This is a genomic window from Xenorhabdus sp. NBAII XenSa04 (genome assembly GCF_963866145.1).
Taxonomy (GTDB): domain Bacteria; phylum Pseudomonadota; class Gammaproteobacteria; order Enterobacterales; family Enterobacteriaceae; genus Xenorhabdus; species Xenorhabdus indica.
Genome location: NZ_CAWMEB010000224.1, coordinates 39459 through 51128, shown reverse-complemented (window position 1 = coordinate 51128; position 11670 = coordinate 39459). Strand labels below are relative to the sequence as shown.

Sequence of the window (11670 nt, the reverse complement as noted above, 5' to 3'; positions counted from 1 at the left end):
AAGCGATTTTGCGCAAAATCCGTCGCATAATCTTTCCTGAACGCGTTTTGGGTAGAGAATCTGTCCAGTGAAGAATATCAGGGGTTGCAATTGGGCCGATTTCTTTTCGTACCCAATTTTTGACATCGCTATACAGCTCAGGAGAAGGTTCTTCACCGTGAATTAATGTGACATAAGCGTAAATAGCTTGTCCTTTGATATGGTGAGGGATACCAACAACGGCTGCCTCCGCGATTTTAGGATGAGCTACCAGAGCCGATTCAATCTCAGCAGTACCCAATCGATGGCCTGAAATATTCAGCACATCATCAACGCGGCCAGTAATCCAGTAATAGCCGTCTTCATCACGTCTGGCACCATCGCCACTGAAATATGCCCCTTTGAAGGTAGAAAAATATGTTTGCTCAAAACGATCATGATCGCCAAATAGAGTCCTGGCTTGTCCCGGCCATGAATCGGTAATAACAAGATTCCCCTCGCATTCACCACTCAGAATGCCACCTGAGTTATCTACTAATGCGGGGCTAATGCCGAAGAATGGCAGAGTCGCTGATCCTGCTTTGAGAGCAGTTGCTCCAGGTAATGGTGTAATCATGAAACCACCCGTTTCCGTTTGCCACCATGTATCGACAATAGGGCATTTACCATTACCTATTTTTTTGTAATACCATTCCCAGGCTTCCGGGTTGATGGGTTCGCCTACAGATCCCATGATGCGCAATGATGTGCGTTTGGTTCCTTCAATAGCTTTGTCCCCTTCGGCCATTAATGCACGAATAGCCGTTGGCGCAGTATAGAGGATATTCACCTGGTGTTTATCAACAACCTGGCTGAGACGATTCACATCAGGATAGTTCGGTACACCTTCAAACATCACGGATGTTGCACCACAAGATAGCGGGCCATACAACAGATAGCTATGACCTGTTACCCAACCGATATCGGCTGTACACCAATAAACTTCACCAGGACGGTAATCAAACGTATATTTGAACGTCAAAGACGCGTAGACCAGATAACCACCAGTGGTATGCAGAACACCTTTGGGTTTACCTGTGGAGCCGGAAGTATAAAGAATAAATAGCGGATCTTCTGCATTCATCTCTTCGGCCGGACAGTCTGTATTCATCCCATCAGTTAATTCATGCCACCATAAATCACGTTCGGTTTGCCAGCTTGTTGCATTATCTGTCCGTTTAAAAACAACAACATTGGTAACACTTGTCACGGTTGGATTGCTCAGTGCTTCATCAACATTTTTTTTCAGTGGAACAGTTCGTCCGGCTCGTATGCCTTCATTAGCAGTAATAATTAATTTGGCATTTGAATCGATAACCCGACCAGAAATTGCATCAGGAGAAAAACCACCGAAAATCACCGAGTGAATTGCGCCAATCCGGGCACAGGCCAGCATAGCAACGGCAGCTTCCGGCACCATTGGCATATAGATAGCAACGACATCACCTTTTTTAATCCCAATTTTTTTCAATGCATTAGCGAATTGACAGACATCGTGATATAGCTCTTGATACGTAACATGTCTGGATTCAGCGGGATTATCTCCTTCCCAGATAATGGCAGTCTGATCACCACGTTCTTGTAAATGGCGGTCAAGGCAGTTAGCACTTAGATTCAGTGTTCCATCTTCAAACCAACGGATACTGATGTGTCCGGGGTCAAAAGAACTGTTTTTAACCTTGGTATAAGGTCTTATCCAATCCAGTATCTTACCTTTCTCACCCCAGAACCCTTCAGGATCTTGTAGTGACCATTGGTAGTCTTGCATATATTGTTGCTTGTTTATCAGGGCTGTTTCTGCAATGTCAGCAGGAATAGGGTGCTTGATTATTTGAGTCATATTTTTATCTCCTTGCAATTGTTAATACTATGTCAAAACAAGGTTAACTAAAGTGTAAGAAGAAATTTTGTTTCTTTTTTGCGCGGAAGATCACGCAATTGGAAAGAATGAATTTCATGAGATGATCATTTAGTGCGGCGTATTTGTGAAAATTAATTGTCATTAATAATTTCATTATTTAAACAAATACACTAACCGATGGATTTTATTTAGTTATTTCATCTGAGAAACACATTAAAAGAAAAATTAAAAAGAAACCATAGTTATAATATGGAATTGATAATCATTTTCATTATCGTTCAATTCACTATAATAATCTGGCAGTTCACAAGGTGTGAGCCTCATACCCAATAAATAAAAGGTGTGTATATTTTAAAAACAACTGGAGATATGACATGAGCCATTCATTACCTTCTCTACCATATCCTTATGACGCGCTAGAGCCGCATTTCGATAAACAAACGATGATGATTCATCACACCAAACACCATCAAACCTACGTTACAAATACCAATACTGCATTAGAAGCCTGTCCAGAACTAGCCTGTCTGGAGATTGATGAACTCGTTCAGCGGCTTGATGAAGTTCCTGAGGATAAACGTACTTTCATGCGTAATAATGCAGGAGGTCATTTAAACCATAGTCTGTTCTGGAAGGGTTTGAAATTAGGGACAACTTTATCTGGTGCATTAAAAGCAGCAATAGAAAGGGATTTCGGTAGCGTTGATGCTTTCAAAGAAAAATTTGAACAAGCAGCCGCAACCCGTTTTGGCTCCGGGTGGGCCTGGTTAGTCTTAAAAGAAGATGGCAAACTTGACGTTGTTTCTACTGCAAATCAGGATAGCCCATTGATGGGTGAAGAGATTTCTGGTACTTCTGGTTATCCTATTTTGGGATTGGATGTGTGGGAACATGCTTATTATCTGAAGTATCAAAACCGTCGCCCCGACTATATTAAGGCATTTTGGCATGTCGTAAATTGGGAAGAAGCGGCAAAACGTTACGAAGAAAAAATGGAATAAGTTCTAAAAATCCCTCTCTTAATAATGCTGATCACTGTGGGGTCAGCATTTTTATTGCTCATAATATTCGCTATCATTTGACATCTTTTCTGCTTTAAAAGGGCAAAAAGATGAAGCTTGGCGCGTTTATTTGGTCAGGATAATATTTATATTAGCCTATTGAGGAGAAATAGAAATGTATTACCCACAGGTATATAGAGGTAAAATAACATCTTCCGAAAAGTGGGGTTTCAGTGCAATCAACAAACTGCTGGTGAATGGACGCTTACAGCTAACCTCTCTTGGTCTGGAAGGAGATGAACAGGCAGAGACTCGTTTTCATGGCGGTCCTGATCGCGCGCTTTGTCATTATCCTATGGAACATTACCTCTTTTGGAAAAGGCAATTTCCTGAATTAGTGGAATTATTTGTATCTCCCTTATTTGGTGAAAACATATCAACGGAAGGTATGACAGAAGAGAATGTTTATATTGGGGATATTTTCCAGTGGGGAGAAGCAATTATTCAGGTGACACAACCCCGTTCTCCTTGCTACAAACTTAATCTTATTACTGGAATTGCGAATTTTGCAGCCATGATGCAAGATAAAGGGTATTGTGGTTGGTTATATCGGGTCATCTCTTCAGGTTTTGTCAGTGCTGTTGAACCACTAAAATTACTCAGTCGAAATAGTGATGTTTCTGTTAAGGATGCTATTTCTATTGCTTTCCATAGCCCATTTGATGGAGAACAATACCAACGTTTAATGGGGGCAGCAGGGTTATCTGCTGGCTGGAGTCTGACGATGCAAAAGCGGATATTGCATGGAAAAATAGAGGACTTCAATCGTCGTTTATTTGGAAATAATTAAGAAAATCGTCAAACAATATATTGTCAGAGCACAATTGACGATAACCAGATTCTTGTTATCGTCATACTTATTTTTTAAATGTGATAAATATCACAAAAATGTGTATTTACACTATTAAAATAGATTAGCCATACGAATTTCTGATTCTGTAAAAAATATAAATTCAATCAAAATTAAAACATTAATAATAATGAAGAGATGATTTGTGAATATACCAAATAAAATTCACTATTTCTGGACTGGTAAAAATATACCAGAAAAGTTTATGAGAAATATTATTGAAATGAAAACGCACAACCAGGGTTTTGAAGTGCATTTATGGGTTATTAATAAATCATTAATGACAAGAACATTTAATAATATAATAGAAAACATTGATAGTAAATTTGGTGTAATTAATGTAGGTGAGTTATTTGGATGTGAGTTTGATAAGATTGGAGGAAAAGAGAAAATACAAAAATTAAATTATAAATCTAATACTTTTTTTATTAGAGATATAGATGAAGCTTTTGACACTGTACATAAAAAACTTATACATTTGCATAAAAATATTATATTCTTGAAGTCTATGTTTTATAGGAATATCAATGGATACTATCATAATTATGGAATGTCAAGTGATATTGCGCGTTCGGTTATTTTATATTTAGAAGGAGGTATTTACCTGGATGTTGATGTTGAATTGGAGGAGGCAAGTATTAAAAATATTTCTCAAGAGGCTAAATTTAGAAATGTTGATGCACCATTAGGCGTTGCTTTTGGTGATGTTAGAGGAAAATCCTGGAAGGTCAATTCTTTTGGTGGTACTGCAATTCTTGCTGCTAATATTGGCTCAAAAGAAATTGAGAGTATTTTAATTTCTATGAGTGAAAGATTTTCATCCAACATGCTTAAGAGAGATGATAAATATAAAAATCCCACTAGTATTAGAAAGTTAAAATATTTTAGAGAGTGTAGAAATCCATGTAATGAGGCTAATGAAGAAGAAAGAAATGATACTTGGGCGACTTCACGAGTATTATGTGATTTTCGTTTTGAAGTAGGTATGAATACAGGACCTGATACTTATAAAAATCATTTATATACAATTGATCGAGAAAGAAGAGATAAAAGGCCTTCTAAACATTTTAGATTTGAGAAAGAAAACGAAAATATTTTTAAACGTGTAGATGCAAGTGCAAAATGGAGACGTGAAAGGAAAGATCGTGTTATTCTGCATGATGATACAGAATTTCCTTCTGCATCTAATGTAACAAATAATGATATTATGCTTCGATTCAAAAAATTAAAATGGTAACTAAAACATTAACTACATCAACAGACAAAAAACAAAGGAGATATATTGATCTCCTTTGGCAATAAATAATAAAAATACCCGTCGTCTTTCAAGTTTCAGATTTGTTAGCTGTATCTTGAAATCCATTGGGTATAACATGATTACGGATGAGCAATAAACCCAACCGCCTCATAGACCTTATCCAGAGTCGCCTGAGCACGAGCTTGTGCTTTAGCTGCGCCTTCTGCCATTATTTGGTTAAGTAGAACCTCATCATTACGGAAATGATGGAAACGTTCTTGTAAACCTGCCAGCATTTCACATACTGCATCTGCTACTGCACCTTTCAGATGACCGTACATTTTTCCTTCAAATTCGGCTTCCAGTTCAGGAATTGTTTTACCTGTGACGCCAGAAAGTATATCCAACAAATTGGAAACACCAGGCTTATTTTCCAGATCATAACGTACACGAGGTGGTTCTTCGGAATCAGTAACTGCACGTTTGATTTTCTTAGCAACCGATTTTGGATCTTCCAGCAGAGCAATCACGTTATTACGGTTATCATCTGATTTTGACATTTTCTTATTTGGATCTTGCAATGACATCACGCGTGCACCGCCTTTCGGAATGAATGGTTCTGGTACAGTGAAAATGTCGCCGTATAAGGCATTAAAGCGCAGTGCTAAATCACGGGTCAGTTCAAGATGCTGTTTCTGGTCAATGCCAACAGGGATCTGATTGGCTTGGTAAAGTAAAATATCAGAAGCCATCAGGACAGGATATTCAAATAAACCAGCATTAATGTTTTCTGGATAACGGGCTGATTTATCCTTAAATTGAGTCATGCGGCTGAGTTCGCCGAAATAGGTGTAACAGTTTAATACCCAAGCCAGTTGAGTATGTTGTGGAACATGTGACTGAACGAAAATAGTGCTTTTCTTTGGATCAATGCCACAAGCAAGGTAAAGTGCCAGCGTATCCAGTGTGCGTTTTTTCAGTTCTTCGGGATCTTGGCGTACGGTAATAGAATGTTGATTAACGATACAGTAGATGCAATCATATTCATCCTGCATTTTAACCCACTGACGTAACGCCCCCATGTAGTTACCGATGGTCAATTCACCGGAGGGTTGTGCGCCGCTGAATACAATGGGTTTTTGTGCGTTTGATTTCATTGCAGTGGGTTCATTCATTTTATTACGCTTCCTGTAAGTTCAAAATTGATAGTCCAATTGTTGGGATTAAATCCGAGAAATTGTCTAATACATAATTCGGACGACTTAATGCTATAGATTCCCCATAGTTATATCCATAGGTCAAGCCAACACAAGGACAACCTGCTGCCTGTGCAGCCAAAATATCATTACGTGAATCACCAACGAAAAGCAATTCTTCCTTATGTAGACCAAACATGCCCATTGTCAGATACAGTGGTGCCGGATGCGGTTTTTTCTGTTTAACATCGTCACCACCTAGTACCAGTGAAAAATATTCACTGATACCTAATGATTCCAGCAATGGTGCAATAAAAGGTGTTGGCTTGTTAGTGACAATCGCCATCGGCAGGTTATGTTTTGCCAGCTCTGCCAACGTTTCTTTGACATGAGGAAAGAGTGTGCTGCCTGTTGTGACGGTGGTTTTATAGAATTTATCAAACAGTTCGCGGATTTCATGATGCAGTTCTGGGGTAAATTCCACCGTCGCCCATTTCAATGCGCGTTCAACCATGATATCTGCGCCATTACCCACCCAAACCGCAACGCGTTCTTTGCCTGCTGTGGGCAATCCTTTGACAGTCAGTGCCTGATCTAGAGCATCGGCCAGGCCACCGGCACTGTCGGTCAGTGTTCCATCCAGATCAAATGCAATGGCCCGAATGTTTTTAACTACATTTTTTCCCATCATGTTGTCTGCCATTATGCTACTGTTGATAATTCACGGCGCATCTCATCAATAACCGTTTTATAGTCAGGTTGACTGAAAATAGCGGAGCCTGCGACGAACATATCCGCCCCGGCCTGAGCTGCTGCGGCAATATTGTTGGCTTTGATACCACCATCAATTTCAAGGCGAATATTGTATCCACTTTCATCAATAAGTTTGCGTACCTGACGCAGTTTGTTCAGGGTTTCTGGAATGAAAGATTGACCGCCGAAACCAGGGTTAACTGACATCAACAAAATGACATCCAGTTTATCCATAACATAATCAAGGTAGCTGAGAGATGTTGCCGGATTGAAAACCAAACCCGCTTTACAACCATGATCTTTAATCAGTTGCAGCGTTCGGTGAACATGCTCGCTCGCTTCTGGATGGAAAGTGATATAGGTTGCACCTGCTTTGGCAAAATCGGGGATAATGCGATCAACAGGTTTTACCATCAGGTGAACATCAATCGGAGCGGTAATACCATAATTGCGCAGAGCCTGACAGACCATCGGGCCAATTGTCAGGTTCGGAACGTAATGGTTATCCATAACGTCAAAGTGCACAACATCAGCACCTGCTGCCAATACCTTTGCGGTATCTTCACCCAGACGGGCAAAATCTGCGGATAGAATGGATGGGGCAATCAGAAAATCTTTCTTCATTATTCTCTTCTCCAATTCATTGTTTATCCCCGTTATTTCAGGGGCAGGAAACCTCAATCACTTCTGGCAGTATAACGCCAAAAGCTCATCAACTTTACTGCGGGCAAGAATATTTCTACTTATTGTCCGGCGGGCTTTAACAATGTAAAGGGAAGCTTGATGATACCATTCCCGTGTCATCGGCGTGTCATGATTGGATATAAGTACGGGGATATCCTGTTGCGACGAGAGATTATAGGCGAGCCGCGCCAGATTTTCCTGATCCAGGAGGTTAAAACTATTTGTATGGTAGGCTGTAAAATTTGCCGTTGCTGAAAGAGGCGCATAAGGTGGATCGCAATAAACGACTGAGCCTTTTGGCGCTTTAGTTAGTGCGATTCCGTAATGCTGGCAGATAAAAGAGGCCTTTTGGGATTTTTCGGCAAACCAGTACAACTCATCTTCCGGAAAATACGGTTTTTTATAGCGCCCGAAAGGAACGTTAAACTCGCCCCGTGAGTTATAGCGGCAAAGGCCATTATAACAGTGGCGATTAAGGTACAGAAACAACACACTGCGATAGAATGGGTCTTTACTGTTGTTGAACTCTTCTCTCAGGTGATAGAAGATCTCAGACGTGTTGAACTCTGGTGAAAATAAGGGACGGACATGACCAATAAATTCATCCGCACTGGATTTTACTGTGTTGTACAGGTTGATTAGATCACTGTTGATATCTGATAAGATGTAAGAATCATAATCGGTATTCAGGAATACCGAACCTGCGCCAACAAATGGCTCAATTAAGCGCTCGCCCTCTGGCAGATAACGTTTAATGTCATCCACCAAAGGGTATTTTCCACCGGCCCATTTTAAGAAAGCGCGTTTTTTTTTCATGCCGCCAAATAAAGTATTCAATAATTTCAGAGCCGCAGATTGTACTCTGTTTAGGACAGCATATCAGCGCCTAATAAAAATAGTTTTATTTTTTCAGATCTTGATGAACCTGTTGTAGTTTTCTCACCCAGGGTTTTTGAGTCTGAATGTCTGTAGGGAGTAAAGAAATTGCCTTTTTGGCCTCAGAAGCGGAGTTGTAGCTACCGTAGATCAAAATAAACCATGTTTTATCATTACGTTTGGTTTCATAAACCTTGTAATTAACAAGGTTATTCTTTTTCGCAAAAGCGATCAAGGTATCAGAGCGACTTGCGCTACTCAATTGAAGTGTAAACCGATTTGCAGGTACTTTCAGTAAGTCATCAATGATGGCAGGTTTAGCTGTTTCCTTGTGCTGCTTGTCTGTTTTTTCTATTTTGGGAGGTGCAACCTTTTCAGTTTTTTTCTGTTCTTCCGGCGGGATTACCGTTTGTTTTACCGGGTTATTTTGTGATGATGACAGATTTTTTTGTGCCGTATTTTTTTGCACAGTATCGTTAATGTTGCTCTGTTGTTGATTTAAAGCATCAGAAATATCGCCAGGTAACTCTATGCGTTGGTTGTAGCCACCCGTTCCGGTTGTTGCAGGAGCGGGATCTTGACTAGGTGTACTGCTGATTGGTGGCATACCGATTTCGCGCGGATTATTTGTTGGCGATGTCGATGTGGCAGGTTCAGATGGATTTCCCTGCATACTATTTTGCGCATTAGTCGCTTGCGTGTTAGTAGAAGATGATGGAGAGCCTGGCAGATCGATATTTTTCTCGACTGAATTCTGTGATTGCTGTTTTTCATGCTCGGTTGGGGATTTCAGGGCAGAACTGATAGCGATAATCAGTAGTAAAAGCACCAGTATACCGACCCCAATCATCATTTGTTGACGCGATACTGCCAGCTTTGGGCGTTGGTTTTGAGTTCGTGATCGCGGAGGGCGGCGATCAGAAGCATCAGGTTTAAATTCGTTTTTTGTTTCTTGCTTATTTTCTGATTTTAATTCGTCCATATGCCCTCCCAGTCGAGATAATACTGCCAATTACTATTCTATAGGTTTGGTCTATAGGTTTGGCAGCCTGACCTAACTAAAACCGGTAATAAAACTGATAGTGTATTATACCCTTTATCTTTCAAGTTGCCTCTTTGTTGGCGGCAACTTGAAAGCTATCAGGTGTATCTATCAATGTAGCTATTTTATAGCAAACAGCTAGAAAATGATGGATCACTCTCTGCAACGTCGAATGGCATCTAATATGACGTTTGTACTGATATCAGAACGAAGTTCTGCTTCCCCTATAACCTTAGGCAAAATCAGACGAAGTTTACCCGCTGATACTTTTTTATCACGCATTATATGAGGTAAATAATCTTCAGGGGACATGATTGCCGGGCCGTGAACAGGGAGTTTTGCTCTTTCCAGCAAGTTGATAATACGTTGTGTATCCTGACTGGAAAATGTTCCAACAAGTTCAGACGCTCGTGCAGCCATTACCATACCCGCAGCGACTGCTTGACCATGCAGCCAGACACCATAACCCATTTCCGCTTCAATGGCATGTCCGAAAGTATGGCCGAGATTTAATAAAGACCGCATTCCACTGCGTTCATATTCATCTGCTGCGACGACAAATGCCTTCAGTTCACAGCAACGACGAATACAGTAAGCCATTGCCTGATGATCAAGAGCGATTAATTTCTCAATATTGTCTTCAAGCCAGCTAAAAAACTCACCATCCAGAATCACGCCATATTTGATCACTTCCGCTAAACCGGCATACAACTCTTGGGCTGGCAGGGTATTTAAACAATTGAGATCAATAACAACGGAGGCAGGTTGGTAAAAAGCCCCAATCATGTTTTTACCAAGGGGATGGTTGACCCCTGTTTTTCCGCCAACGGAAGAGTCAACCTGAGAAAGTAGAGTGGTGGGTATCTGAATGAAACGAATGCCGCGTTGATAGCTGGCGGCAGCAAACCCCGTCATATCACCGATGACACCACCACCGAGAGCGATAAGCGTTGTGTCACGAGCGTGATTATTTTCCAGTAAGGCAGAAAATATATCATTGAGCACAAGAAGTGATTTGTATTGTTCACCGTCAGGCAAGATAACTTCATTTACCTGAAGACCCATACTCTGCAATGTGGATTTCACCTGTTCAAGATACAGGGGTGCCAGTGTTTCATTGGTCACTATCATGACCTGCTGACCAGATTGCAGGGGCTTGAATGCTTCACTGCTGGAAAACAGCCCTTGGGCGATGGTAATCGGATAGCTTCTTTCACCTAACGTAACAATCACTTGTTCCATATCAGCTTTCGCCTTATCGTGTGCTGCGGAGCGAGTCCGCAAAGATCAATTTTTTTCCAATAGCTCAATAATTTGGTTAGCTACAACTTTGGCACTTTGCTCATCTGTACGTATAGTCAGGTCAGCAATTTCCTCATAAAGAGGATTGCGCTCATCAGCCAGATTTTCTAAAACTTCACGTGCTGGTGCATCAACTTGAAGTAAAGGGCGTTTTTTGTCGCGCTGGGTACGAGCTAACTGTTTTTCTATGGTTGTTTCTAAATAGACGACCACACCACGGGCAGACAGACGATTGCGGGTTTCTTTTGATTTAACTGAACCACCCCCAGTTGCCAATACAATGCCTTGTTTCTCAGTCAGTTCGTTAATTATTTTTTCTTCGCGTTCACGGAAGCCTTCTTCGCCTTCCACATCGAATACCCAGCCCACGTCAGCTCCGGTACGTCGCTCAATTTCTTGATCAGAGTCGTAAAACTCCATATTGAGTTGCTGAGCTAACTGACGACCAATAGTGCTTTTGCCGGCACCCATAGGCCCAACCAGAAAGATATTGCGTTTCTCTGCCATGTTTTTGGTATTACTAAGATATTTGTTAATGATAACCCGCCCCGCCAATCAGATTAGCCGCGGGACCTAAACTGAAACCTCATGAGTGAGAATGTGAGATCAGATAGAAAAATTATCTCAATACATCAGCCTATATTGCAACTATATAAATTTGCACGAACCTGTGAAGTAAGGTTCATGCTTTTTCGGCTGATTATGATCCTACCTGTGTATATTCCGATAGGCTCTTACTGGTGATGAGAGACCTGCTCACTCAATTAGGTAAACCTTGTATGCTAAATTA

11 protein-coding genes are annotated in these 11670 nt (G+C 40.8%); 3 read left to right on the top strand and 8 right to left on the bottom strand.

The genetic code is table 11. The annotated features are described in order from the left end of the window. A partial coding sequence (gene acs / locus AAC147_RS09180) for an acetate--CoA ligase (protein ID WP_047680337.1) occupies positions 1-1858 on the bottom strand: 1858 nt, incomplete at its 3' end. A gap of 395 nt (positions 1859-2253) precedes the next feature. On the opposite strand from acs, the gene sodA reads away from it, so the two are divergent. From sodA to AAC147_RS09165, 3 genes are all read left to right on the top strand, one after another. Then, positions 2254-2880, top strand: a complete 627-nt coding sequence (gene sodA / locus AAC147_RS09175; RefSeq protein WP_047680335.1) for a superoxide dismutase [Mn] — start codon at positions 2254-2256, stop codon at positions 2878-2880. 175 nt (positions 2881-3055) lie between these two features. Beyond that, positions 3056-3730: a 6-hydroxyaminopurine reductase gene (gene yiiM / locus AAC147_RS09170; RefSeq protein ID WP_047680333.1), complete on the top strand. Its 675-nt coding sequence runs from the start codon at positions 3056-3058 to the stop codon at positions 3728-3730. A 205-nt stretch (positions 3731-3935) separates the two neighbouring features. Continuing rightward, positions 3936-5027, top strand: coding sequence for a glycosyltransferase (locus AAC147_RS09165; RefSeq protein WP_156115338.1), 1092 nt, complete (start codon positions 3936-3938; stop codon positions 5025-5027). 140 nt (positions 5028-5167) lie between these two features. On the opposite strand, the gene trpS is transcribed toward AAC147_RS09165, so the two are convergent. The 7 genes from trpS to aroK form a co-directional block, all read right to left on the bottom strand. Then, positions 5168-6202 (bottom strand): tryptophan--tRNA ligase, encoded by a 1035-nt coding sequence (gene trpS, locus AAC147_RS09160; RefSeq protein ID WP_047680328.1) that lies wholly within the window; start codon positions 6200-6202, stop codon positions 5168-5170. 4 nt (positions 6203-6206) lie between these two features. Next, entirely contained in the window at positions 6207-6911 is a 705-nt protein-coding gene (locus AAC147_RS09155; RefSeq protein WP_047680349.1) for a phosphoglycolate phosphatase, read from the bottom strand. A 14-nt stretch (positions 6912-6925) separates the two neighbouring features. Continuing rightward, positions 6926-7600 carry a ribulose-phosphate 3-epimerase gene (rpe, locus tag AAC147_RS09150; RefSeq protein ID WP_047680326.1) on the bottom strand — a complete coding sequence of 225 codons (675 nt, stop codon included), beginning with the start codon at positions 7598-7600 and terminating at the stop codon, positions 6926-6928. A 57-nt stretch (positions 7601-7657) separates the two neighbouring features. Beyond that, positions 7658-8476 carry an adenine-specific DNA-methyltransferase gene (gene dam, locus AAC147_RS09145; protein ID WP_047680324.1) on the bottom strand — a complete coding sequence of 273 codons (819 nt, stop codon included), beginning with the start codon at positions 8474-8476 and terminating at the stop codon, positions 7658-7660. Positions 8477-8561: 85 nt separating this feature from the next. Next, the gene (locus tag AAC147_RS09140; RefSeq protein ID WP_047680322.1) at positions 8562-9518 is read right to left on the bottom strand and encodes an SPOR domain-containing protein; all 957 of its coding nucleotides are present in this window, start codon (positions 9516-9518) and stop codon (positions 8562-8564) included. Positions 9519-9731: 213 nt separating this feature from the next. Continuing rightward, positions 9732-10820, bottom strand: a complete 1089-nt coding sequence (gene aroB / locus AAC147_RS09135; RefSeq protein WP_047680320.1) for a 3-dehydroquinate synthase — start codon at positions 10818-10820, stop codon at positions 9732-9734. A gap of 45 nt (positions 10821-10865) precedes the next feature. Further along, a complete protein-coding gene (gene aroK / locus AAC147_RS09130; RefSeq protein WP_038260059.1) occupies positions 10866-11387 on the bottom strand; it encodes a shikimate kinase AroK in 522 nt (173 codons plus the stop codon). Positions 11388-11670 lie beyond the last annotated feature (283 nt).

Excerpts from the sequence above, each read along its gene's own strand:
- rpe (WP_047680326.1), bottom strand. The coding sequence starts at position 7,600 with ATGAAGAAAGATTTTCTGATTGCCCCATCCATTCTATCCGCAGATTTT.
- aroB (WP_047680320.1), bottom strand. The coding sequence starts at position 10,820 with ATGGAACAAGTGATTGTTACGTTAGGTGAAAGAAGCTATCCGATTACC.
- yiiM (WP_047680333.1), top strand. The coding sequence starts at position 3,056 with ATGTATTACCCACAGGTATATAGAGGTAAAATAACATCTTCCGAAAAG.
- dam (WP_047680324.1), bottom strand. The coding sequence starts at position 8,476 with ATGAAAAAAAAACGCGCTTTCTTAAAATGGGCCGGTGGAAAATACCCT.
- sodA (WP_047680335.1), top strand. The coding sequence starts at position 2,254 with ATGAGCCATTCATTACCTTCTCTACCATATCCTTATGACGCGCTAGAG.
- AAC147_RS09155 (WP_047680349.1), bottom strand. The coding sequence starts at position 6,911 with ATGGGAAAAAATGTAGTTAAAAACATTCGGGCCATTGCATTTGATCTG.
- trpS (WP_047680328.1), bottom strand. The coding sequence starts at position 6,202 with ATGAATGAACCCACTGCAATGAAATCAAACGCACAAAAACCCATTGTA.
- AAC147_RS09140 (WP_047680322.1), bottom strand. The coding sequence starts at position 9,518 with ATGGACGAATTAAAATCAGAAAATAAGCAAGAAACAAAAAACGAATTT.
- aroK (WP_038260059.1), bottom strand. The coding sequence starts at position 11,387 with ATGGCAGAGAAACGCAATATCTTTCTGGTTGGGCCTATGGGTGCCGGC.